Consider the following 23,134-nt stretch of genomic DNA (forward strand, 5'->3'; position numbering starts at 1 on the left):
GCGTATGAGCTCATCGCCCGTCGACCTGGTCCGCGCATTCCACCTCGCCGTCGGGCTCGCCGCCCGCACCACACCCACCGAGGTCTCGCCGGAACTGGCCGCCCATCGCGGCGAGCTGCTCGCCGAGGAGGCCGCGGAGGTCGCGGAGGTCTCCGTCACCGGCCCCCTCGACCGGCTCGCGCACGAGCTCGCCGACGTCGTGTACGTCGCCTACGGCACGGCCCTCGTCCACGGCATCGACCTCGACGCGGTGATCGCCGAGATCCACCGCTCCAACATGACCAAGCGGGGTCCCGACGGCCACATCGCCCGCCGGAGCGACGGCAAGGTCCTCAAGGGCGACCACTACGAGGCACCGGACGTGGCGGGGGTGCTGCGGCGGCAGGGGTGGGTGCCGGGCGAGGCGTAGGGAGCCTGCGCGCTCCAGCGCTCCCCTCGCCACAGCGGTCCGCTCACTCGCCTCCCACCGACGCCCCCGCCTCCGCCTCCGCCCGCGACGACGCCTCGCGCGTCTCCCTGCGGTCCGCAGCGCGGCGGGTCCACCAGGACGCCAGAGGCTCCGTGTAGCGCGCGGTGAGGGGGCCGAGGACGACCAGGATGAGGACGTACGCCGTGGCCAGGGGGCCCAGGGACGGCTCGATGCCCGCGCTGACCGCGAGGCCGGCGATGACGATCGAGAACTCGCCGCGGGCCACGAGCGCGCCGCCCGTGCGCCAGCGGCCCTTGACGGAGATCCCGGCCCGCCGGGCGGCCCAGTAGCCGGTGGCGATCTTCGTCGCGGCGGTGAGGACGGCCAGCGCGAGGGCGGGCAGCAGCACGGGCGGGATGCTGGCCGGGTCGGTGTGCAGTCCGAAAAAGACGAAGAAGACGGCGGCGAAGAGGTCCCGCAAGGGGCTCAGCAGCGTGTGCGCACCCTCCGCGACCTCGCCGGACAGCGCGATGCCCACCAGGAACGCGCCCACCGCGGCGGACACCTGGAGCTGCTGGGCGACGCCCGCCACCAGGATCGTCAGCCCCAGCACGACCAGCAGCAGCTTCTCCGGGTCGTCGCTGGAGACGAACCGTGAGATCAGGCGGCCGTAGCGCACGGCCACGAACAGGACGAGCCCCGCCGCGCCCAGAGCGATCGCCAGGGTCACGCTGCCGGCCATCAGCCCGGCCCCGGCCACCAGGGCGGTGACGATGGGCAGGTAGACCGCCATCGCGAGGTCCTCCAGGACGAGGACGCTGAGGATCACCGGCGTCTCCCGGTTGCCCACCCGGCCCAGATCGCCGAGCACCTTCGCGATCACGCCGGACGAGGAGATCCAGGTGACTCCGGCCAGCACGACGGCGGCCACCGGACCCCAGCCGAGCAGCAGCGCCGCCACCGCGCCCGGCACGGCGTTGAACGCACAGTCGACCAGGCCGGAGGGGTAGTGCGACTTGAGGTTGGTGATCAGATCGCCGGCCGAGTACTCCAGGCCGAGCATGAGCAACAGCAGGATGACGCCGATCTCGGCGCCGGTCGCGACGAACTCCTCGCTGGCCCCCAGCGGCAGCAGTCCGCCCTCGCCGAAGGCCAGGCCGGCCAGCAGATACAGCGGGATGGGCGAGAGCTGGAAGCGGCCGGCGAACCGGCCCAGCAGGCCCAGGCCGAGGATGATGGAACCGAACTCGATCAACAGGACCGCGGAGTGCACCCGTTCACTCCCGTCCGAGTATCGCCGCGGCGGCGTCCACGCCCTCACGGGTGCCGATCACGATGAGGGTGTCCCCGCCGACGAGCCGGAAGTCCGGGGCCGGTGACGGAATCGCCTCCGCCCGCCGGAGCACCGCCACGATGGACGCGCCCGTGTCGGTGCGCATTCGGGTCTCGCCCAGCACCCGCCCGTTCCACCGCGAGGTCGCCGCCACCTCGATGCGCTCGGCGACCAGACCCAGGTCGGTGGTGTAGAGCAGGCTCGCACTGTGGTGGGACGGCTTGAGCGCGTCGATCAGCGCGCCCGCCTCGGCGCCGTTCAGCCTGAGCGACTGCGCGCAGGAGTCGGGATCGTCGGCCCGGTACACGCTCACGGTGCGGGCGCCGTCGCGGTGCGCCACCACGGACAGATGGCGGTCTTCCCGGGTGACAAGGTCGTACTGGACCCCGATACCCGGCAGCGGCGTCGCCCTCAGGCGTGGAGCAGACACGTTTCTTCCCCTCAGTGCTGGCTTTCGTGGCCCGAGCGTCGTCGGACCCCACGGAATGGCCATGCTGTCAGCCGCCCGTACCGTGGCGACATGGGTGTCGTCACGGATATACGAGGCCGCAGGCGCGCGGCGAAGCTGGCTGGGACGGTGCCGTACGCGGAGACGGGAGGGCCGCTGGACGGGCGCGAGACGGCGGTGCCCCGAGGGAACACGGAGAGGGGCGGGAGCGGAACCGTGTCGCTGTTCTGGCGGATCTTCTCGCTCAACGCCGCCGGCCTGGTCGTGGCCGCCGCACTGCTGCTGGGCCCGGTCACCGTGTCGACCCCGGTCCGCCCGGGCGAGGCGGCGGCGGTCGTGGTGGGACTCGCCTCCCTGCTGGCCGCCAACGCGCTGGTGCTGCGCTTCGGCCTCGCCCCGCTCCAGCGCCTGGGCCTGGCCATGGCGACGGCCGACCTGCTGCGCCCGGGAGCCCGTGCCGCCGTCGCCGGCCCCGCCGAGACCGCCGCGCTGATCACGACGTACAACACGATGCTCGACCGGCTGGAGGCCGAACGCGCCACCGGCGCCGCCCGCGCGCTCTCCGCCCAGGAGCGCGAACGCCACCGTGTGGCCCGCGAACTCCACGACGAGGTCGGGCAGACCCTGACCGCGGTCCTCCTCCAGCTCAAGCGCGTCGCCGACCGGGTGCCGGACGAGCTGCGGGAGGACGTGCACCAGGCGCAGGAGGCCACCCGCGCCGGCCTCGACGAGATCCGCCGCATCGCCCGCCGACTGCGCCCCGGTGTCCTGGACGAACTCGGCCTGCCGAGCGCACTGCGCTCCCTCGCGGCCGAGTTCACCACGCACGGGCTGACCGTCCGTCACCACGTCCCCGGCGATCTGCCCCGGCTGACCCAGGAGTCAGAACTCGTGATCTACCGAGTAGCCCAGGAGGGTCTCACCAACACGGCCCGGCACGCCGCCGCCGACCGGGCGGAAGTCCTGCTGCGGCCGGTCACCGACGGCGTCGAGCTCCTCGTACGCGACAACGGCAAGGGCCTCGGCGGGGCGCTGGAGGGCTCCGGCATCAGCGGGATGCGCGAACGTGCCCTCCTCATAGGAGCCACGCTCTGCCTGCAGCCCGCCCCCGGACAGGGCACGGAGATACGCCTGCGCGTACCGGCCGCGCCGGGAAAGACCCGCTGATGGCGCCGCGACCGCCGCTGAGGAAGACGATCCGCGTCCTGCTCGCCGACGACCACACCCTCGTACGAAGAGGCGTGCGTCTCATCCTCGAGAATGAGCCGGACCTCACCGTCGTGGCCGAGGCCGGCGACGGGGCGGAGGCGGTCGAGCTGGCACGCGCGCGTGACGTCGATCTGGCGGTCCTGGACATCGCGATGCCCCGGATGACCGGCCTCCAGGCGGCCCGCGAACTCTCCCGCCGCCTACCGGAGCTGCGCATCCTCATCCTCACGATGTACGACAACGAGCAGTACTTCTTCGAGGCCCTCAAGGCGGGCGCCGGAGGCTACGTCCTGAAGTCAGTCGCCGACCGCGACCTCGTGGAAGCGTGCCGGGCGGTCGTACTCGACGAACCCTTCATCTACCCGGGCGCGGAGCGGGCCCTCGTCCGCTCGTACCTCGACCGCCTCCACCGGGGCGACGGCCTGCCCGAGCGGGCCATCACCGAACGCGAGGAGGAGATCCTCAAGCTCGTCGCCGAGGGCCACACCTCGAAGGAGATCGGCGAGATGCTCTTCATCAGCGCCAAGACGGTCGAACGCCACCGCGCGAACCTGCTCCAGAAACTCGGCGTGCGCGACCGTCTGGAACTGACCCGCTACGCGATCCGAGCAGGCCTGATCGATCCGTGAGAGTCGTGTCCGAGCCCGCGGTGTCCGGGCTCGGGCGCAGAACGCACTCCGGGCACCGCCTACCCTTGTCGCATGAGCAGCAGTGACCGGGGCCTGGCAGCAGTGGGCGTGAAGACATACGAGGTACGCACCTACGGGTGCCAGATGAACGTCCACGACTCCGAGCGATTGTCGGGGCTGCTCGAAGACGCCGGGTACGTGCGCGCCCCCGAAGGGGCTGACGGCGACGCGGACGTCGTCGTCTTCAACACCTGCGCGGTACGCGAGAACGCCGACAACCGGCTGTACGGCAACCTCGGCCGCCTCGCCCCCATGAAGACGAAGCGACCTGGCATGCAGATCGCGGTCGGCGGCTGTCTCGCGCAGAAGGACCGCGACACCATCGTGAAGAAGGCGCCCTGGGTGGACGTCGTCTTCGGTACGCACAACATCGGCAAACTGCCGGTCCTCCTGGAGCGCGCCCGCGTCCAGGAGGAGGCACAGGTCGAGATCGCCGAGTCGCTCGAGGCATTCCCCTCCACGCTGCCGACGCGGCGCGAGAGCGCGTACGCGGCCTGGGTCTCCATCTCCGTCGGCTGCAACAACACCTGCACGTTCTGCATCGTCCCGGCCCTGCGCGGCAAGGAGAAGGACCGCCGTACCGGCGACATCCTCGCCGAGATCGAGGCTCTGGTCGGCGAGGGCGTCTCCGAGATCACCCTGCTCGGCCAGAACGTGAACGCCTACGGCTCCGACATCGGCGACCGCGAGGCCTTCAGCAAGCTGCTGCGGGCCTGCGGGACCATCGACGGCCTGGAGCGCGTCCGCTTCACCTCGCCACACCCGCGCGACTTCACGGACGACGTGATCGCGGCCATGGCCGAGACGCCGAACGTGATGCCGCAGCTGCACATGCCCCTGCAGTCGGGTTCGGACACGGTCCTGAAGGCGATGCGCCGCTCGTACCGCCAGGACCGCTACCTGGGCATCATCCGAAAGGTCCGCGAGGCCATCCCGCACGCGGCGATCACGACCGACATCATCGTGGGCTTCCCCGGCGAGACCGAGGAGGACTTCGAGCAGACCCTGCACGCCGTCCGCGAGGCCCGCTTCGCGCAGGCCTTCACCTTCCAGTACTCCAAGCGCCCCGGCACCCCGGCCGCGACCATGGAGAACCAGATCCCCAAGGAGGTCGTCCAGGCGCGCTACGAGCGTCTTGTCGCCCTCCAGGAGGAGATCTCCTGGGAGGAGAACAAGAAGCAGGTCGGCCGCACGCTCGACCTCATGGTCGCCGAGGGAGAGGGCCGCAAGGACGGCGCCACCCACCGCCTCTCCGGCCGCGCCCCCGACAACCGCCTGGTCCACTTCACCAAGCCGGAGCAGGAGGTGCGCCCCGGCGACGTGGTGACCGTCGAGATCACCTACGCGGCCCCGCACCACCTCCTCGCCGAGGGCCCCACCCTCGCCGTCCGCCCCACGCGCGCGGGCGACGCCTGGGAGAAGCGCAACGCCGAGAAGGCCGCCAAGCCGGCGGGCGTGATGCTGGGCCTGCCGAAGATCGGCGCCCCCGGACCGGTGCCGGTCGCCACCGGCGGCGGGTGCGGTTGCGACTGAGTCGGCTGCGCTCCCGACGTCCCCCGGGGTTACCCTGCCGATCATGCTTGTCGCCGCCGCAGTCTGCCCCTGCCCGCCCCTGCTCGTGCCCGAGGTCGCCGCGGGCGCCGCACCCGAGCTGGATGCCGCGCGCGCGGCGTGCACGGACGCGCTCGGCGTCCTCGCCGCAGCCCGCCCCGACCGGCTCGTGGTGGTCGGACCGGCCGAGCAGAGCGGGCTCGGCACCCACCCGGAGGGCACGCCGGGCTCGTTCCACGGGTTCGGCGTGGACGTCGGCGTACGCCTGGGCGCGGACCGGGGCGAGCCGGCCGGAGGTCCGCTTCCGCCCTCGCTCGCCGTGGCCGCGTGGCTGCTGGAGCGGGCCGGTTGGGCGGATGCCCCGATCGAGGGACTGGGCCTGGCGGAACCCCTCGAGGCCGAGCGGTGTATCGAAGTCGGAAGGGAAATCGCTGCCCGGGCGGAGCGGGTGGCGCTGCTGGTGATGGGCGACGCCAGCGCGTGCCGCACCCTCAAGGCGCCCGGCTATCTCGACGAGCGGGCGGCACCCTTCGACGCGGAGGTCGCGCGGGCGCTGGGGTCGGCCGACGTGGCGGCGCTCAAGACGCTGGACGCCGACCTGGCGTACCAGTTGAAGGCAGCCGGCCGGGCCCCCTGGCAGGTGTTGGCGGGCGCGGCCGAGGACACGGACCTCGGCGGCACCCTCCTGTACGAGGACGCGCCGTACGGCGTGGGATACGTGGTCGCGGCCTGGTCCTGACCGGCTCGGCGTAACCGCGTGGCGTAGCCGCATCGCGCAGCGCGAGACCCAACCCCGGGTGGCGTGACCACCGACGCGTGACCAGCCTGCGCCGCCAGGCGCCGGACACGGCGGACGGCCGGGAGCGCAGTGCTCCGCGGCCGTCCGTCGAGGTGCCGTGCCGTCGTTCAGGAAGTCGGCGGGGGTCCTGCCGGCGGCGGAGAGGCCGGAGGCGGGGAGGCGGGCGGCGGGGCCGCCGGCGGGGTGCCGGTGGCGCGGCCCGGGTCCGTGCCGTCCTTGTGCGCGAGTCGGTCCATGGCGCCCTTGGCCTTGCCCGTTCCGGTCTGGATCTTGTCGCTGTACTTGCCCTTGGTCTTCTCGTCCACGACGTGCGCGGCCTTGTCGAGACCGTGCTGGATCTTGCCCCCGTGCTGCTGCGCGAGGCCTGAGACCTTGTCCTTGGCCGGGCTGAGCTTGGCCTTCAAATTGTGCAGGAGACCCATGGTCCACCTTCCCTCGCGGGGCAGTTACGTGCGGGCGCCTTCTCCGGCCTCGCTGTCGGCCGCCTCTCCTGCGGACTGCTGCTTGGGGATCTCGACGCCGTCGCCGGAACCGGCGGACTCCTCGGCGGCCGGTGCCGCCGTCTCCTCCACCGCGACCTCGGCCTTGGCGTCGGTCTTCGCCTCGGTCCCGGCCGCCTCGGTCCCGGCCTCGGCCGACCCCTTCGCCTCTGCCGCCTCCTGAGCCGCCGACTCGGCGGTCGCCGAGCCGGCCTGCGTCTCGGCGGTCGACGCCTCCTCCGTGGCCTTCGACCTCCTGAGAAGTCGTGCGAAAACGCCCATATCCACTCCATACGTTACTCGTGCGGGCGAAATCCCGCGTCGTCCGGTGCGTCCGTTTGCGCCACCGGGTCGCCGCCTCCGTGAACAGGCGGCGGGAAGCCTCGCAACTGGCAACGACCCCGCGTGCGTGCCGTCACGTAACTCGTTCGAGGCGGGGTCGTGAGGTTTGCGAGACTGGGGCGGTGAGCAGCGCACCCCCCGCCCCCCGAGTCATCGCCGTCGTCGGACCCACCGCGGCCGGAAAGTCCGATCTGGGCGTCTTCCTGGCCCAGCGTCTCGGCGGCGAGGTCGTCAACGCCGACTCCATGCAGCTGTACCGAGGGATGGACATCGGCACCGCCAAGCTGACGCTCGAGGAGCGCGCGGGCATCCCGCACCACCTCCTGGACATCTGGGACGTCACGGCCACCGCCTCCGTCGCCGAGTACCAGAGGCTGGCCCGCGCCCGGATCGACGCGCTGCTCGCCGAGGGCCGCTGGCCGATCCTGGTCGGCGGGTCCGGCCTGTACGTCCGCGGGGCCGTGGACAACCTGGAGTTCCCCGGTACGGATCCCGAGGTCAGGGCCCGCCTCGAGGAGGAGCTGACCCTGCGCGGCTCGGGAGCGCTGCACGCGCGCCTGGCCGCTGCCGACCCCGAGGCCGCGCACGCGATCCTGCCCAGCAACGGCCGCCGTATCGTCCGCGCCCTCGAGGTGATCGAGATCACCGGCAAGCCCTTCACCGCCAACCTCCCCGGACACGACTCGGTCTACGACACCCTGCAGATCGGCGTCGACGTGGCGCGGCCCGAGCTCGACGAGCGCATCGCGCGCCGGGTCGACCGGATGTGGGAGGCCGGGCTGGTGGAAGAAGTGCGCGCACTGGAGGCGCAAGGGTTGCGCGAGGGGCGTACGGCCTCGCGCGCGCTCGGCTACCAGCAGGTGCTCGCGGCGCTCGCCGCGGAGTGCACCCTCGAAGAAGCGCGGGCCGAGACCGTACGTGCCACCAAGCGCTTCGCGCGCCGTCAGGATTCGTGGTTCAGGCGCGACCCCCGGGTGCATTGGTTGAGTGGGGCTGCGGCGGATCTCACAGAACTTCCTCAGCTCGCGCTGGCGTTGGTCGAACGACCGGTTACAGCCTGATCACGTCCTGGCATCGGGACGCTCCGGCCGTCATCCGGGCCTTCGACGCCGTGCCATCATCGAGCTTCGATCGACCAAGTGGAGTCCGAGTTGGGAGGGCGCGTGGCGATGGAGGCCGGCCCTCGCGACACCGCACAAGGCACCGAGCCCCTCACCGCTGAGAGCGGTGAAACGGAGCAGGACGGCGACCGTCTGAGCCCCGACGGGCCCGAGGAGCACGGCGGTGTGACCGCCGACGGCCCCGAGCCCGACGAGATGTTCCCGGGTGGCCCGGAGGTCGAGGTCGAGCTGCGCCCGCAGCGCCGGATGCGCATCTGGCAGCTCGCCCCCATCGTCAGCCTGGCCGCGGTCGGCTCCCTGATGTTCGCCTTCCCGCTGGCCTTCGACTTCGGCGACAGTGGTGCCGTGATCGCCATGCTGGGGCTGCTCATCTGCTCCTGCGCGGCCGGCTGGGGCATGATGGCCGCTCGTCGCGTTGGTTACACGTGGCCCGGACTGCCCCAGCGGGGCTCCGGACGCCGCCCCGACTGGCGGGTCGTGATCGCCTACGTCGTCGTGGTGGCCGCGGTCGTCGTACTGGCCGTGTGGCGCGTCGCTCGCCTGCGCTGACGCCGCCCCGGGGGCCCTCGGCCGGACCGTCCTCCACGCGCGCGTGGGGATGTCGGAGCCACCCCGTACGATCGAGGAATGAGCACGCGGATCGCCTTCCTCAAGGGTCACGGCACCGAGAACGACTTCGTGATCGTCCCCGACCCCGAGAACGCCATGGACCTGTCCCCGGCCGCGGTCGTCGCCCTGTGCGACCGCCGGGCGGGCGTCGGCGGTGACGGCCTGCTGCACGTGGTGCGGTCCGCGGCACACCCCGAGGCCAAGGACCTGGCGGCCGAGGCGGAGTGGTTCATGGACTACCGCAACGGCGACGGCTCGATCGCGGAGATGTGCGGCAACGGCGTGCGGGTCTTCGCGCGCTACCTCCAGCACGCCGGGTACGCCGGTGAGGGCGACCTCGCGATCGCCACACGCGGGGGAGTGAAGACCGTGCACCTCGCCAAGAACGGCGAGATCACCGTCGGCATGGGCAAGGCGCGGCTCCCCGAAGGGGACGTCACGGTCAGTGTCGGCGAACGCAGCTGGCCCGCGCGCAACGTGAACATGGGCAACCCGCACGCCGTCGCCTTCGTTGACGACCTCGAGCACGCGGGCGACCTGTTCTCCCCGCCCCCCTTCAGCCCGGCCACCGCCTATCCGGACGGGGTGAACGTCGAGTTCGTCGTCGACCGCGGTCCCCGGCACGTCGCCCTGCGGGTGCACGAGCGCGGCTCCGGCGAGACCCGCTCCTGCGGCACGGGCGCGTGCGCCGTCGCCGTGGCCACAGCCCGCCGCGACGGCGCCGACCCGGCCGTGACCGGGACTCCGGCGACGTACACCGTCGACGTGCCCGGCGGCACCCTGGTGATCACCGAGCGGCCCGACGGTGAGATCGAGATGACCGGACCCGCGGTGATCGTCGCCGAGGGTGAGATCGACGCGGACTGGCTGGAAAGCTCCCTTCGCTGACGCGTCGCGGGCACGAGACGCGAAACCGTAAACCTGCGAAGCATCGCTCTAATGGGTGATCCTTTTCACGCTCGGCGAGAGGCGGTCAGCCGCACGTGGTGGGCTCGGTAGCATCAAGCACCGGCCCGGACGGGGGATTGATGCCATCCCCCGAGCCGTGTCCGCCCTGGGGCACCCCGTCCGCCGGTCCACGCAGCCGGAGGTGCCCATGAGTGCGGAGGCCACGAATCCCGCGAGCCCAGGCCCGGTGACCTCAGGCCCGGTGCTGCCGACGGTCCCCCGCAGGAAGGCCCGCCCCCGGATCGACCTGCGCCGCCTCGGCCGCGCCGCGTTGCTCGGCCCCACCGCCCGTGACCGGCTGCCCGACGCCATCGGCCACGTGGTCGACGCCCACCGCGCGCATCACCCCGACGCCGACCTCGAACAGCTGCGCCGTGCCTACGTCCTGGCGGAGTCCTCGCACCGCGGACAGATGCGCAAGAGCGGTGAGCCGTACATCACCCACCCGCTCGCCGTGACCCTGATCCTCGCCGAACTCGGCGCCGAGACAACGACCCTGACGGCCTCTCTGCTCCACGACACCGTCGAGGACACGGACGTGACGCTGGATCAGGTCCGTGAGCAGTTCGGCGAGGAGGTGCGCTTCCTCGTCGACGGCGTCACCAAACTGGAGAAGGTCGACTACGGCGCCGCCGCCGAGCCCGAGACCTTCCGCAAGATGCTCGTCGCCACCGGCAACGACGTCCGGGTGATGTCGATCAAACTCGCCGACCGGCTGCACAACATGCGCACCCTCGGCGTGATGCGCCCCGAGAAACAGGCCCGCATCGCCAAGGTCACCCGGGACGTCCTCATCCCGCTCGCCGAACGGCTCGGCGTCCAGGCGCTCAAGACCGAGCTGGAGGACCTGGTCTTCGCCATCCTCCACCCCGAGGAGTACGCCCACACCCGCCAGTTGATCGTCGACAACGCCTCACGCGCGGACGACCCGCTCGCCGAGACGGCCGACGCGATGCGCACGGTCCTGCGGGACGCCGGCATCCCGGCCGAAGTCCTCATCCGGCCACGGCACTTCGTCTCCGTACACCGGGTGGCCCGCAAACGCGGCCGCCTGCGCGGCGCCGACTTCGGCCGCCTGCTGGTCCTGGTGAACGAGGACGCCGACTGCTACGGCGTACTCGGCGAACTGCACACCTGTATGACGCCCGTCGTCTCGGAGTTCAAGGACTTCATCGCCGTCCCCAAGTTCAACCTCTACCAGTCCCTGCACACGGCGTTGGCCCGTCCGGACGGCCAGGTCACCGAAGTCCTCATCCGCACCCACCAGATGCACAAGGTCGCCGAGGCCGGAGTCGTCGCCCTGGGCAATCCCTACGCCTCTCCCTCCGAGGAGCACAGCACGACGGTCGACGGTGAGCGCATCGACCCGACCCGGCCCGGCTGGCTCTCCCGCCTCCTCGACTGGCAGGAGGCCGCGTCCGACCCCGACACCTTCTGGTCCACCCTGCGCGAGGACCTCGCGCAGGACCGCGAGATCACCGTCTTCCGCCCCGACGGCGGCACCCTGGGCCTGCCCGAGGGCGCGACCTGCGTGGACGCCGCGTACGCGCAGTACGGCGAGGACGCGCACGCGTGCTTCGGCGCCCGCGTCAACGGCCGCCTGGCGACCCTGAGCACGGTTCTGCGCGACGGCGACACCGTTCAGCTGCTCATGGGACAGGATCCCGCCTCCGAGCCCTCCAGGGAGTGGCTGGAGCACGCGCACACGCCGGCCGCCCGGATCGCCATCCAACGATGGCTCTCGACGCATCCGACGCCCGCCGAGGCGCAGGACGAGGGAGCGGTTGCCCCCTTCCAGTGCACCGAGGTGCCGTCCCGGGACGGCACCACCGGGGACTCGGCCGAGGCAGCCGTCGGCGACTTCGAAGACCCCGCCGCCCGGCCCGCCGAACGCTGCACGGGCGCGAACCCCTCGGCTCCCCGCCCCACCGGCCGTCCGGTCGCCGCGAACGCCGTCGTCGACCAGCCCGGCGCGAGCGTGCGACTCGCGGGTTGCTGCACGCCCGTACCGCCCGACGAGGTGATCGGCTTCCCCGTCCGCGGCGGAGCCGTGACAGTCCACCGGGTGGAGTGCGCGGCGGTGGAGCGCATGCGGAACGCGGACCGCGCGGAGGTCGGCGTGCGCTGGGGGGACACCAGCGGCTGCCGGGTCACGCTGTTCGCCGAATCGTTCGGCCGTCCGCATCTGCTCGCCGACCTGACGGAGGCGATGGCCTCGGAGGGCGCCGAGATCGTCTCCGCGACCGTCGAGCCCCCGAGCCAGCAGCGCGTCCGCCACACCTACACGGTCGAACTGCCCGACGCGGCACACCTGCCCGCCCTGATGCGGGCGATGCGGAACGTGCCGGGCGTGTACGACGTCAGCCGGGCCCAGACGCCGGGCGGGTGACACGGCCTCCAGCAGGCTGAAACCGGCGGCAGGAACGAGACCCTACCGGGGCGATGCACGCGCGCGTGCCTCTGCACGGGTGCCGATGCGAGCGCGCGCAAGGCGCGGCGTTCGAAGGAGCGCGGTCGGTCGTGCCCTCCCGTCGCCCAGCCCGACCTACTCGTTCGGGTGGGCCGGTCGCGCGCCGTCGCCGTACGGCACGTCCGCGCTGGTAGCCGTGGTCCATGCTCACCCCCCGCACCCCGGCTTCCCCAGCCCGCACCAAAGCCGCCCGCCGTCTCTGGGCGACCGCGCTCCTCGCCTCCGCCGTCTGCCTGGTCGCCGCGAGCGCTCCCGCCACCCCGCTGGGTGTCGGCGACCGCCTCTTCCCGTACCTGGGCAACCCCGGATACGACGTGGCGTCGTACGACCTCTCGTTCACCTATCCGGGCACCAACAGCAAGCCCCTCCAGGCGGTCACCACGATCGACGCCTGGACGACGGCCTCCCTCGACCACGTGAACCTCGACTTCGCACACGGCAAGGTCGAGTCGGTCGAGGTCGACGGTGAGGCGGCGGCCTTCAGCAGCGCGGGTGAGGACTTGGTGGTGACGCCCGAGGAGTCGCTGCCCGAAGGGAGCTGGACGCGGGTCACCGTCCGGCACACCAGCGATCCGGTCTCCGCCGAGGACCGGGACGGCGGCTGGGTGCGGACCGCGGACGGCCTCGCCATGGCCAACCAGGCCGACGCCGCCCACCTGGTGTTCCCGTGCAACGACCACCCCTCGGACAAGGCCATGTTCACCATCCGGGTCACCGCGCCCGAGGGGTACACGGCCGTCGCCAACGGTCTGCCGACCGGCGTGGACCGGGCGGGCCGGGCGACGACCTGGACCTACCGGACCCAGCACCCCATGGCCACCGAACTCACCCAGGTGTCGATCGGCCGCTCCACGGTGCTGCGCCGCAGCGGCCCGCACGGACTGCCCGTTCGGGACGTCGTACCCACCAAGGACCGTGAGCGGCTGGAGCCGTGGCTGGCGAAGACGCCCGACCAGATCGTCTGGATGGAGGAGAAGGTCGGGCCGTACCCCTTCGAGGCCTACGGGCTCCTGATGGCCGAGGCCGACACCGGCTTCGAACTGGAGACACAGACCCTCTCGCTCTTCGAGAGGGACCTGTTCACCGAACCCGCCTACCCGAAGTGGTACGTCGAGTCGATCATGGTGCACGAGCTGGCCCACCAGTGGTTCGGCGACAGCGTCAGCCCCCGCACCTGGTCCGACCTGTGGCTGAACGAGGGACACGCCACCTGGTACGAGGCCCTGTACGCGGAGGAGAAGGCGAACCGCCCCATGGAGGACCGGATGAAGGCCGCCTACGGCGCCTCCGACCGCTGGCGTGCGGCCGGCGGACCGCCCGCCGCACCCAAGGCACCCAAGCCCGGCCAGAAGATCAGCATCTTCCGGCCGAACGTGTACGACGGCGCCGCGCTTGCCCTGTACGCCCTGCGCCAGGAGATCGGCCGTCCCGCCTTCGAGCGCCTGCAGAAGGCGTGGGTGAGCCGCCACCGCGACGGCGTCGCCACCACCGCGGACTTCGTCGAGCTCGCCGAGGAGGTCTCCGGCCGCGAGCTGGGCGGGTTCTTCGAGGGCTGGCTCTACGGCGAGAAGACGCCGCCGATGCCCGGCCACCCGGACTGGAAGTCGGCCGCACCCGCGCAGACCGCCGCCGAATAACACGGTGACGAGACGGGCCGTGCCGTGCGACCATCTTCAGGTCGGCGCGGCACGGGGCACGGGAATCTCCCCGAGTGCTCGTGCGTTGTGAACAGTGACGGGACGGCTCGGCAATCCGCTTCCGCACTGTCGCCGCCCCATCGGAATCCCCAACGACGTAAGGATCCAATGACCTCCTCTTCATCTTCTTCCCAGGACACACAGCGCCTCGCGCATGGTTACGCCGAAGGTCTTCGGGCCGATGCCCTGATGGAAGAGGACGTCGCCTGGAGCCACGAGATCGACGGAGAACGGGACGGCGACCAGTTCGACCGCTCCGAGCGTGCGGCCCTGCGCCGCGTCGCGGGCCTCTCCACCGAACTCGAGGACGTCACCGAGGTCGAGTACCGACAGCTCCGTCTGGAGCGGGTCGTACTCGTCGGAGTCTGGACCTCGGGGACCGTGCAGGACGCGGACAACTCCCTCGCCGAGCTCGCCGCCCTCGCGGAGACCGCGGGTGCGCTCGTGCTCGACGGCGTGACCCAGCGCCGCGACAAGCCCGACGCGGCCACCTACATCGGCTCCGGCAAGGCCGACGAGCTGCGTGACATCGTGCTCGAAACGGGCGCCGACACCGTCATCTGCGACGGTGAGCTCAGCCCGGGCCAGCTCATCCACCTCGAAGACGTCGTCAAGGTCAAGGTCATCGACCGTACGGCCCTGATCCTCGACATCTTCGCCCAGCACGCCAAGTCCCGAGAGGGCAAGGCACAGGTCGCACTCGCGCAGATGCAGTACATGCTGCCGAGGCTGCGAGGCTGGGGTCAGTCGCTGTCCCGTCAGATGGGCGGCGGCAAGGGCGGCGGCCTGGCCACCCGTGGTCCCGGTGAGACCAAGATCGAGACGGACCGGCGTCGGATCCGCGAGAAGATGGCGAAGATGCGCCGGGAGATCGCGGACATGAAGACCGGCCGCGAGATCAAGCGCCAGGAGCGCAAGCGCAACAAGGTGCCCTCGGTCGCCATCGCGGGCTACACCAACGCCGGCAAGTCCTCGCTGCTCAACCGTCTCACGGGCGCGGGAGTGCTGGTCGAGAACGCCCTGTTCGCGACCCTGGACCCGACCGTCCGCCGGGCCGAGACCCCGAGCGGCCGGCTGTACACGCTGGCTGACACCGTCGGTTTCGTCCGGCACCTGCCGCACCACCTGGTCGAGGCGTTCCGCTCCACCATGGAGGAGGTCGGCGAGTCCGACCTGATCCTGCACGTGGTGGACGGCTCGCACCCGAACCCGGAGGAGCAGCTGGCCGCCGTGCGCGAGGTGATCAGGGACGTCGGCGCCACCGGCGTGCCCGAGATCGTCGTGATCAACAAGGCCGACGCGGCGGACCCGCTGACGCTTCAGCGGCTCATGCGGATCGAGAAGCGCTCCATCGCGGTCTCGGCCCGCACCGGCCAGAACATCGACGAACTGCTCGCGCTGATCGACAACGAGCTGCCGCGGCCGTCCGTCGAGGTGGAGGCGCTCGTGCCGTACACGCACGGCAAGCTGGTCGCGCGCGCTCACGACGAGGGCGAGGTGATCTCCGCGGAGCACACCCCGGAGGGCACCCTGCTGAAGGTGCGGGTCCACGAGGAACTGGCGGCGGACCTCGCGCCGTACGTGCCCGCTCCCGCGGTCTGATCCACAGCCGGTCTGATCCACGCCCGGTCTGATCCACGTCCGGTGCGATGTGCAGCGTGAAGCCCCGCCTCCTGTCACAGGGGGCGGGGCTTCAGCGTGTCGGTGACAGTGCCGGTGTCGTCGGCGTTGTCACCGACCGCCGTACGTCTTGCTCATGTTCTCGTAGAGCGCCTCGGCGTCCTGGCCCAGCTGGGGGCCGGCGAGCCAGGTGTTGTCCGTCGGGCCGATCGAGGTGTTCGAGACCAGCTTGGTCCTGCCGTCCACCACGCGGAACCAGCCGCCGCCAGAGGAGCCGCCCGTCATGGTGCAGCCGATGCGGTACATCGTCGGCAGGCTCGTGCTGAGCGAGAACCGCCCCGGCCGGTCGAGGCACTTGAACATCTTGAGACCGTTGTACGGCGGGGCGGCCGGGTATCCCCAGGCGCCCATCGTGGCGACCTCGGTCGCGGACGGGGCGGAGAAGTCGACATCCAGTGCGCCGGTGGTCTCCTCCAGGGACTTGGCGCCGGACTCCGGCTTCACATGCAGCACCGAGTAGTCGTACGCGGCACCCGTGCCGCCGGTCTCCGAACCGCCCTGGATCCAGCCGTTCGACGTCGACGCCCAGTCCACCCACCAGTTGCCGTAGGGCGCGACTTCAGCGGCGGACGCGTCGGCGAGCTGCGCCTCGGACTTGCCGAGGTCGTTGTACGCGGGGACGAAGACGATGTTGCGGTACCAGCCTCCGTTGCCCCCGGCGTGCACGCAGTGGCCGGCCGTCCACACGAGGTTGGACCTGCCCGGATGGTTCACGTCCTTGACGACGGTGCCGGAGCAGACTGCCGGGCCTTCCGGGGTGTCGAAGAAGACCTTGCCGACCGGGGCCGCGTTCTGGTGGTACGGCGTCTTCTCCGCCGTGGCCTCGACCGGCGCCGGCTCCGGGTCGCTGAGGCCCTGGTCGGCTGCGGCGTCCTTCGTCGAGAGGGTCTTGTTGGCCTCCTTGGCGGACTGCATCCGCTCGGGTTTCCACAGACCCTCGATCACCGGGTTGACGAAGTCCTTGGCGTCACTGAGCCACTTGTCCCTGTCCCAGTCCTTCCAGCCGCCGGCCGCCCAGTCGTCGACATCGATGCCGTGCTCCCTGAGCTTGTCGGCGACACCGGCGGGGATCTTGACCTTGCCCGGGGCGGTCCGGGAAGAGCCGGCGGCGGGCTTGTCGCCGGCGGTGTCCTCGTCCGAGCCGTTGCACGCGGTCGCGGTCAGGGCCAGGGCGCAGACGAGGCCGGTGACGGTGAGGAAATTGCGAGTGCGCCGCCCGTGGCGTGGTGCTGCGGGCGTACGTGTGGAACGCATGGTGCGGTAACCCCCGTGGGTACGTGCGCGGTGCGCGGCTCAGGCCGTGAATGTCATGGGCTTGTCGTCCGCTGGGGGTGACCCGGTGGATCTTCCCAGCGGACGACACCCCACTATGCCCGTGCAGTTGGGGGTGAACGGCGGCGAGGCGGTGAAGGTTCCACGTCATGCCCACCGCGCCGCCGTTCGTCCCACCTCACCGCCGCTCGAGCTCAGCGACCGGTCACTGTCCGGCGAACTTGTCGCTCACCGAGTCGTACACACCCTTGGCCACCTCACCCAGTCGCGGACCTGCCAGCCAGCCCGCCGTCACCGGACCGATCGAGGTGTTGGAGACCAGCGCCGGCTTGCCGTCCGAGCCGGTCGCGACCCAGCCGCCACCCGACGAACCGCCCGTCATGGTGCAGCCGATGCGGTACATCGTCGGGTCCGGGGCGCTGATCGACAGCCGCCCCGGCTTGTCCGTGCACTGGTACATGGTCTCGCCGTCGAAGGGTGCCGCCGCCGGGTAGCCGGTCGCCGTGATGCTCGGCACCTTCGTCACGGCCGGCGCCTTGAAGTCCACCGGCAGGGCCGAACCCACCGTCTCCTCCAGGGACTTACCGCCGCTTCCCTCCTCCGGGGTCACATGGATGACCGCGAAGTCGTACGAGGCGCCGTCACCGCCGGTCGCGCCGCCCTGCTCGATCCACTGGTCCGAGGTCTGGGCCCAGTCGCCCCACCAGACACCGTAGGGAGCGACCTGCTCCTCGGTGGCGCTTCCCAGCTGCTCGGTCGCCATCGCCTCGTCGTTGTACGACGGCACGAACGCGATGTTGCGGTACCAGCCGCCCTTCTTGCCGGCGTGCACACAGTGGCCGGCCGTCCACACCATGTTGGACTTGCCGGGGTGAGCCGGGTCCTGCACGACCGTCGCGGAGCAGACCATCGTGCCTTCGGGGGAGTCGAAGAACACCTTGCCTGCTTCGGGCACGTTGTCGTGGTACGTAGGCGAAACGGCCTTCGCGTCCACAGGCGCGGGTTCCGGGTCGGTCACGCCCTGGTCGCCGGAGAGGTCGCTGTCGTCGACGGCGTTGTCCGGGTCCTCGGCCTCCCGCATCCGGTCCGGATCCCAGAGACCCTCGATGATCGGGTTGATGTACTCGTCGGCCTCGCGCAGCCAGTCCTCTTTGCTCCAGTCCTTCCAGGCGCCGTTCTTCCAGTTGTCGAGGTCGATGCCGTGCTCTTTGAGCTTGTCCTTGATGTCGTCCGGGATCGTGATCTTGTTGTCACCCGTGGACGTGGCCGAGGCAGAGGCCCCGCCGCCGGCCTCGGCGGCCCCCGAGTCGCAGGCCGTGGCGGTGAGCGCGAGGGCCGAGGCAAGGGCAACCGCGGCCAGCACGGGGGAGGTTCTGCGGCGCGCGTTCCTGCCGCGACGGGCGGTGTAGGACGGCCGGATCGGTCGCATGGTCTGACTCCCCCTGAGGTGAACGAACTGTTTGCTGTGCCGTGAACCCGGCAGGACCGGATCGACCCGAGTCGAGCTGACCGGATCCGGACAGCGGATCCGGACAGTCGGATCCGATCCCTGCGAACCGGTCCACATCGGTCTGCTCATACGCTGAGCCCACGGTGTGTTGGAACGGCATCACACACTATGCGCTCGCTGTGGGGGACTTCCGCCGGGAGGGCAACGGTTTCGCTACGAGCTGTCTGATCTGGCAATCGTCCGGAGAGCCGGCAGCTTTCCGTCTGCTGGCGTCTGGTCCTTTCGGGGCCGTTGGGTCGTGTTGCCGCCAATGGCTGCGGATGGGCACGTGTGTTGCGTGGAGCCGCGGTCCGACCGATGCCTGGGTGGGGATCTCGCCGGCCGGCTGCAGGGATCTTGAGGCAACCCGTAACCCGCGGAGCGGTCCGGGGTTGGTAGCGACGGGGCCTCTCTCCCAGGTCGGTCGTGCGGGCGGGGCAGCCGCGGCCCCCGCGTCCCATTCCCTTCAGCTTTCGAGGATCTTCGAGTGAACGCCCGCGGGGTTTCGTATGTCGGGTTGGGCGAGGACGCGAGGACGGCTTGCCCCTGGACGGCGGGAGAGCGGGGAACCGTGGCTGTGAAGGGGAGTGTGGTTGGGGTCGGGGCTTGGAGGCAGTCATGACCGGGCTTGGTGAGATTGCTGCGAGGGCGCATGAGGCGGCCGCCGAGGCGTGTGCTCGCACGGAGTCGTCCCGTGGCGCGCGCTTCGTGCACGAGGGCATCCTGCGACGTCAGTCGGTACGCGAGCCCGCAGCGCGCACCTACGCTCGTGCCCTGCCCATCGTGCCGGTGCGAGCGCGCGGGCTGACCATCGAGGGTGCGGACGGCCGCCGTTACCTGGACTGCCTCTCGGGGGCGGGCGCCCTGGCCCTCGGTCACAACCACCCCGTCGTCCTGGAGGCGATCCGCAAGGTCCTCGATTCGGGTGCCCCATTGCACGCCCTCGACCTCGCGACCCCCGTCAAGGACGCCTTCGTCACCGAACTGTTCCGCACACTTCCACCCGGGCTCGCCGACCGCGCACGGGTGCGATTCTGCGGACCAGCCGGTACGGACGCGGTCAAAGCGGCTGAGCAGCTCGTCCAGTCGGCAACAGGGCGCAGCGGCATGCTGGCCTTCACGGGTGTCCCTGACGGGGCGACCACTGAAGCGCCCCCGATGCCACGAGACCCCACCCACCCGTCCTCGGCCGGCCTGCCTCAAGCACAGGACTACCGCTGCCCCTTCGGTATCGGCAGCGCTCGTGGCGCCGAACTCGCCGCTCGGTGGACCGAGTCCGTCCTCGACCCCGTTTCCGGGCTGGCACTGCCTGCCGGCATGCTCCTCGAGCCCGTCCGGAGCGAGGACGGCGTGATCACCCCGCCTGACGCTTGGATGCGACGCATGCGGCAACTCACCGCGGATCGCTCCGTGCCCCTGATCGCCGACGAAATCCAGACCGGAGTGGGGCGCACCGGTGCCTTCTGGGCGGTGGACCACAGCGGCGTCACACCCGACGTGATGGTCCTCTCCAACGCCATCGGCGGCAGCCTCCCCCTGGCCGTACTCGTCTACCGGGACGACCTCGATGCCGGCGAACCTCACACCCCCACAGCGGCGTTCCCGGGAAACCAACTGGCCATGGCCGCAGGCACGGCGACCCTGTCCTACGTCCGCGAAAACAGCCTCGGGGAACGGGCCGGGGCCATTGGCTCCCGCATGCTCGACCAACTGCGATCGCTTGCACGCGAGTTCCCCATCCTCGGTGACATCCGGGGCCGGGGCCTGCTGATCGGGATCGAGCTGGTCGACCCCGCGGGGGATGCCGAGGTAGGTCTGACCGAGGCCCAAGCCCAGGCCCAGGTCGAGGCCGAGGTCGGGGCCGACGGCAGGCATCGGGTGGTGACGGCGGATCGGCCTGCGGAAGGAGCAGGGGCGAGGAGCGGCCTTGATGTCTCTGGTCACGACGGCGGTGCCTTCATGGGAGGCCCCCGCCCGGCCGCTCCCGAACTCGCCGCCGCCGTCCAGCGTGAGTGCCTGCGCCGAGGCCTCATCGTCGATCTGGGTGGCCGTCGCACGAGCGTCATCCGGCTGCTTCCGCCACTGACGATCACCGACGGACAAGCGACCGCGGTACTGGACCGACTGGCTGATGCGGTGGCAAACGTCGCTAGGAACTACGCCGCATCGGGATCCAGGCCGCACCGCCAGGACCAGCAGCACCCGCCGCACGACCAGGCCGGCTGACCTGGTCACCGCACCGAGCAGGCGGGTCAGCCCGGTCGCCGTCGCTGTGGCCCTACGGGTGCCTGCGCCCATCCGTGCCCCCTCTTCCCGACCTTCGCCGCGGAGCCCCTCCTCGAAGAACCTGACCTTCAGCACACCCACCTGACCACCTGATCCCCAACCCCCGCCTTCTGCCGCCTCATCACACACCAACCGATTCGCTTCGGCCGCTCGCACCAGAACCACCCCTAGGAACCCAGCCTTGAACACCACTCTCGAACCCGACGGCCGTGCCCACCCGCACACCGACGGCGTCTCCGGCGGCCCGCTCTCTCCTGGACCACGATCTACGCCGATCACCAGGCAGTCGCCTGACCAGCGTGCGGAGGCCTTCACAGAGGAGGCAGGCTCGGCCGTAAGGCCGGCGGAGAGAGTTCCGGTACAGGGGCGGCACCCGACGGGGGCGAAGTCGATGCGAGGCACCGCCACAGACCTCTTGGAGCATGCGGACCCACACACGGCTGCCGAAGCCGCAACCGTGGAGAACCTGCTGCGCTGTTGGGTCCGCGAGGCCGATCTGCCCGCACCCGACAACGGCACCCTCCGCATCCCCCTCCCAGCCAGCGGCACAACCCTCTCGGTTCCCGTGTACTACTGGTCCCCGACAGGCTGGCACCGCTTCGGTCCGCCGTACCTCGCAGGCGCCGGGGACTTCTCCCCACCGTGCGACGCGGTCACCGTCGCTGCCCTGCTCACGCGTGAGATCCCGACCGGCACGACCGCCCCCGACATCACCCCACCCGTCCCCCCGGCCCACGCTCCTCACCAGGCACCCCCTGCCCCAGTTTCAGCCGGTGCCGATCTCGTCGCACGTGTGGCTGACTCAGTTCGCCGAACCGCCGCCTTCCTGACCGAGCGACGGAAGCACACGGCGGACCCGCCGGATCTCCTTCTCGCCGCAGAGCAAGCACTCGTGCTCGGACACCCGCTGCATCCGACTCCGAAGAGCCGCGAAGGCCTTTCCGAAGCAGAAGCGCGGTTGTACTCACCAGAGTCGCGTGGCTCCTTCCCCCTGCACTGGCTGGCCGTTGCTCCCTCCGCCTTGGCCACCGACTCCGCCTGGACCGAACGCGGCCGCCCGATCTCCGCCGCCCAGCTCACCGCACGGCTCGCGGGCCCCGGATTGCCGCTGCCCGACGGCCACACGGCCCTGCCCCTGCATCCATGGCAACTCCGCGAAGTACTGCACCGCTCCGAGACCGCTGCCCTGTTCGACGCAGGACTGCTCAAGGACCTCGGCAGGCACGGTTTGTCATGGCACCCCACCTCCTCCGTACGAACCGTCTATCGCTCCGGCGCCCCTGCCATGCTCAAGTTGTCCCTTGGCTTGCACATCACCAACTCCCGCCGTGAGAACCTCCGTAAGGAACTCCAGCGCGGAGTCGAGGTTCAGCGGCTGCTCCGGAGCGGCCTCTCCAAGCAATGGCAGGCGGCTCACCCCGGGTTCGACATCGTCCGGGACCCGGCCTGGCTTGCCGTCGATGATCCGGACGGCAACCCCGTGCCCGGCCTCGACGTGATGATCCGGCACAACCCGTTCGGCCCTCAGGACGACGTCTCCTGCGTCGCCGGATTCATCTCACCCCGCCCCTCCCCGTCACCGCACGCCGCCGAGGGCCGGCGGCAGCACGCCGATCAACCGGTCATGCTGTCCCGACTGGCCGAGGTGGTCACCCGCCTCGCAGACCGGACCGGTCGGTCCCGCGGAGCCGTGGCCGCCGAGTGGTTCCTGCGCTACCTCCAGCACGTCGTCCGGCCGGTGCTCTGGCTGGACGCGGAAGCGGGAATCGCCCTGGAAGCGCACCAACAGAACACGTTGCTCCTGCTGGACGGCGACGGCTGGCCCATCGGAGGCCGCTACCGCGACAACCAGGGCTACTACTTCCGCGAGTCCCGGCGCGCGGAACTCGACGCCCGGCTGCCCGGCATCGGCGAGCAGAGCGACACCTTCGTCTCCGACGAGGTCACCGAGGAACGATTCGCGTACTACCTCGCGATCAACAACGTCCTCGGCCTCATCGGAGCGTTCGGCTCCCAGCGTCTCGCCGACGAGCAACTCCTACTGGCGGCCTTCCGAGGCTTCCTCACCGACGTGACCTCGGGCCCCGCCCGACTGAGCACCACGCTGCCCGCCCGTCTGCTCGACATGCCCGTCCTGCGCTGCAAGGCGAACCTGCTCACCCGGCTGCACGGCCTTGACGAACTCGTCGGCCCGGTGGCGACCCAGTCCGTCTACGTCACCATCACCAACCCCCTACATCGCTGATCGCTGCTGATCGCTACGAGTGACCATCGCCAGCCCCTCTCCATCTGCGTCCGATATC

General features: G+C 71.0%; 19 protein-coding genes. 13 read left to right on the forward strand and 6 right to left on the reverse strand.

What is annotated here, in order from left to right:
• Window positions 1-4 precede the first annotated feature (4 nt).
• On the forward strand, window positions 5-409 hold the full coding sequence (locus AQJ84_RS38365) for a pyrophosphohydrolase domain-containing protein (protein WP_030038916.1): 405 nt from the start codon (window positions 5-7) through the stop codon (window positions 407-409).
• Between the two features lie 43 nt (window positions 410-452).
• On the opposite strand, the gene AQJ84_RS38370 is transcribed toward AQJ84_RS38365, so the two are convergent.
• A complete protein-coding gene (locus AQJ84_RS38370) occupies window positions 453-1,682 on the reverse strand; it encodes a cation:proton antiporter (RefSeq protein WP_030038917.1) in 1,230 nt (409 codons plus the stop codon).
• 4 nt (window positions 1,683-1,686) lie between these two features.
• Entirely contained in the window at window positions 1,687-2,172 is a 486-nt protein-coding gene (locus AQJ84_RS38375) for a cation:proton antiporter regulatory subunit (RefSeq protein ID WP_030038918.1), read from the reverse strand.
• Window positions 2,173-2,406: 234 nt separating this feature from the next.
• Here AQJ84_RS38375 and AQJ84_RS38380 point away from each other — a divergent pair, with 234 nt between their 5' ends.
• The 4 genes from AQJ84_RS38380 (at window position 2,407) to AQJ84_RS38395 (ending at window position 6,378) form a co-directional block, all read left to right on the forward strand.
• Window positions 2,407-3,357, forward strand: coding sequence for a sensor histidine kinase (locus AQJ84_RS38380; RefSeq protein WP_225877159.1), 951 nt, complete (start codon window positions 2,407-2,409; stop codon window positions 3,355-3,357).
• The gene (locus tag AQJ84_RS38385) at window positions 3,357-4,028 is read left to right on the forward strand and encodes a response regulator (RefSeq protein WP_030038920.1); all 672 of its coding nucleotides are present in this window, start codon (window positions 3,357-3,359) and stop codon (window positions 4,026-4,028) included. The genes AQJ84_RS38380 and AQJ84_RS38385 overlap by 1 nt, the downstream gene beginning before the upstream one ends.
• Before the next feature lie 72 nt (window positions 4,029-4,100).
• The gene (miaB, locus tag AQJ84_RS38390) at window positions 4,101-5,621 is read left to right on the forward strand and encodes a tRNA (N6-isopentenyl adenosine(37)-C2)-methylthiotransferase MiaB (protein ID WP_030038921.1); all 1,521 of its coding nucleotides are present in this window, start codon (window positions 4,101-4,103) and stop codon (window positions 5,619-5,621) included.
• 43 nt (window positions 5,622-5,664) lie between these two features.
• Window positions 5,665-6,378, forward strand: a complete 714-nt coding sequence (locus tag AQJ84_RS38395) for a class III extradiol dioxygenase subunit B-like domain-containing protein (RefSeq protein WP_030038922.1) — start codon at window positions 5,665-5,667, stop codon at window positions 6,376-6,378.
• Window positions 6,379-6,545: 167 nt separating this feature from the next.
• On the opposite strand, the gene AQJ84_RS38400 is transcribed toward AQJ84_RS38395, so the two are convergent.
• Window positions 6,546-6,860, reverse strand: coding sequence for an antitoxin (locus AQJ84_RS38400; RefSeq protein WP_030038923.1), 315 nt, complete (start codon window positions 6,858-6,860; stop codon window positions 6,546-6,548).
• A 24-nt stretch (window positions 6,861-6,884) separates the two neighbouring features.
• Entirely contained in the window at window positions 6,885-7,199 is a 315-nt protein-coding gene (locus AQJ84_RS38405; protein ID WP_053190908.1) for a hypothetical protein, read from the reverse strand.
• A gap of 182 nt (window positions 7,200-7,381) precedes the next feature.
• Here AQJ84_RS38405 and miaA point away from each other — a divergent pair, with 182 nt between their 5' ends.
• The 6 genes from miaA (at window position 7,382) to hflX (ending at window position 15,706) form a co-directional block, all read left to right on the forward strand.
• Window positions 7,382-8,320 carry a tRNA (adenosine(37)-N6)-dimethylallyltransferase MiaA gene (miaA, locus tag AQJ84_RS38410; RefSeq protein WP_030038925.1) on the forward strand — a complete coding sequence of 313 codons (939 nt, stop codon included), beginning with the start codon at window positions 7,382-7,384 and terminating at the stop codon, window positions 8,318-8,320.
• 108 nt (window positions 8,321-8,428) lie between these two features.
• Window positions 8,429-8,929: a hypothetical protein gene (locus AQJ84_RS38415; protein ID WP_030038926.1), complete on the forward strand. Its 501-nt coding sequence runs from the start codon at window positions 8,429-8,431 to the stop codon at window positions 8,927-8,929.
• 78 nt (window positions 8,930-9,007) lie between these two features.
• A complete protein-coding gene (dapF, locus tag AQJ84_RS38420; RefSeq protein ID WP_030038927.1) occupies window positions 9,008-9,877 on the forward strand; it encodes a diaminopimelate epimerase in 870 nt (289 codons plus the stop codon).
• 208 nt (window positions 9,878-10,085) lie between these two features.
• Window positions 10,086-12,326 carry a RelA/SpoT family protein gene (locus AQJ84_RS38425; RefSeq protein ID WP_030038928.1) on the forward strand — a complete coding sequence of 747 codons (2,241 nt, stop codon included), beginning with the start codon at window positions 10,086-10,088 and terminating at the stop codon, window positions 12,324-12,326.
• Between the two features lie 224 nt (window positions 12,327-12,550).
• On the forward strand, window positions 12,551-14,044 hold the full coding sequence (locus AQJ84_RS38430) for a M1 family metallopeptidase (protein WP_030038929.1): 1,494 nt from the start codon (window positions 12,551-12,553) through the stop codon (window positions 14,042-14,044).
• A 168-nt stretch (window positions 14,045-14,212) separates the two neighbouring features.
• Entirely contained in the window at window positions 14,213-15,706 is a 1,494-nt protein-coding gene (gene hflX / locus AQJ84_RS38435; protein WP_030038930.1) for a GTPase HflX, read from the forward strand.
• Window positions 15,707-15,835: 129 nt separating this feature from the next.
• Here hflX and AQJ84_RS38440 read toward each other — a convergent pair whose 3' ends face one another.
• Both AQJ84_RS38440 and AQJ84_RS38445 read right to left on the reverse strand, forming a co-directional pair.
• Complete coding sequence (locus tag AQJ84_RS38440) at window positions 15,836-17,038, reverse strand: trypsin-like serine peptidase (RefSeq protein WP_030038931.1); 1,203 nt, start codon at window positions 17,036-17,038, stop codon at window positions 15,836-15,838.
• Between the two features lie 223 nt (window positions 17,039-17,261).
• Complete coding sequence (locus AQJ84_RS38445; protein ID WP_030038932.1) at window positions 17,262-18,485, reverse strand: trypsin-like serine peptidase; 1,224 nt, start codon at window positions 18,483-18,485, stop codon at window positions 17,262-17,264.
• Window positions 18,486-19,163: 678 nt separating this feature from the next.
• Here AQJ84_RS38445 and AQJ84_RS38450 point away from each other — a divergent pair.
• Window positions 19,164-20,771 carry an aminotransferase class III-fold pyridoxal phosphate-dependent enzyme gene (locus AQJ84_RS38450; protein WP_079022638.1) on the forward strand — a complete coding sequence of 536 codons (1,608 nt, stop codon included), beginning with the start codon at window positions 19,164-19,166 and terminating at the stop codon, window positions 20,769-20,771.
• A gap of 241 nt (window positions 20,772-21,012) precedes the next feature.
• Window positions 21,013-23,076 (forward strand): IucA/IucC family protein, encoded by a 2,064-nt coding sequence (locus tag AQJ84_RS38455; RefSeq protein WP_374935218.1) that lies wholly within the window; start codon window positions 21,013-21,015, stop codon window positions 23,074-23,076.
• Window positions 23,077-23,134: the final 58 nt, after the last annotated feature.

It is taken from the genome of Streptomyces resistomycificus, assembly GCF_001514265.1.
GTDB lineage: Bacteria > Actinomycetota > Actinomycetes > Streptomycetales > Streptomycetaceae > Streptomyces > Streptomyces resistomycificus.

What these genes read in the sequence shown, in the direction of transcription:
- AQJ84_RS38365 (WP_030038916.1), top strand. Translation starts at nt 5, where the DNA reads ATGAGCTCATCGCCCGTCGACCTGGTCCGCGCATTCCACCTCGCCGTC.
- AQJ84_RS38385 (WP_030038920.1), top strand. Translation starts at nt 3,357, where the DNA reads ATGGCGCCGCGACCGCCGCTGAGGAAGACGATCCGCGTCCTGCTCGCC.
- miaB (WP_030038921.1), top strand. Translation starts at nt 4,101, where the DNA reads ATGAGCAGCAGTGACCGGGGCCTGGCAGCAGTGGGCGTGAAGACATAC.
- AQJ84_RS38395 (WP_030038922.1), top strand. Translation starts at nt 5,665, where the DNA reads ATGCTTGTCGCCGCCGCAGTCTGCCCCTGCCCGCCCCTGCTCGTGCCC.
- AQJ84_RS38400 (WP_030038923.1), bottom strand. Translation starts at nt 6,860, where the DNA reads ATGGGTCTCCTGCACAATTTGAAGGCCAAGCTCAGCCCGGCCAAGGAC.
- AQJ84_RS38405 (WP_053190908.1), bottom strand. Translation starts at nt 7,199, where the DNA reads ATGGGCGTTTTCGCACGACTTCTCAGGAGGTCGAAGGCCACGGAGGAG.
- AQJ84_RS38415 (WP_030038926.1), top strand. Translation starts at nt 8,429, where the DNA reads ATGGAGGCCGGCCCTCGCGACACCGCACAAGGCACCGAGCCCCTCACC.
- dapF (WP_030038927.1), top strand. Translation starts at nt 9,008, where the DNA reads ATGAGCACGCGGATCGCCTTCCTCAAGGGTCACGGCACCGAGAACGAC.
- AQJ84_RS38425 (WP_030038928.1), top strand. Translation starts at nt 10,086, where the DNA reads ATGAGTGCGGAGGCCACGAATCCCGCGAGCCCAGGCCCGGTGACCTCA.
- AQJ84_RS38430 (WP_030038929.1), top strand. Translation starts at nt 12,551, where the DNA reads ATGCTCACCCCCCGCACCCCGGCTTCCCCAGCCCGCACCAAAGCCGCC.
- hflX (WP_030038930.1), top strand. Translation starts at nt 14,213, where the DNA reads ATGACCTCCTCTTCATCTTCTTCCCAGGACACACAGCGCCTCGCGCAT.
- AQJ84_RS38440 (WP_030038931.1), bottom strand. Translation starts at nt 17,038, where the DNA reads ATGCGTTCCACACGTACGCCCGCAGCACCACGCCACGGGCGGCGCACT.
- AQJ84_RS38445 (WP_030038932.1), bottom strand. Translation starts at nt 18,485, where the DNA reads ATGCGACCGATCCGGCCGTCCTACACCGCCCGTCGCGGCAGGAACGCG.
- AQJ84_RS38450 (WP_079022638.1), top strand. Translation starts at nt 19,164, where the DNA reads ATGACCGGGCTTGGTGAGATTGCTGCGAGGGCGCATGAGGCGGCCGCC.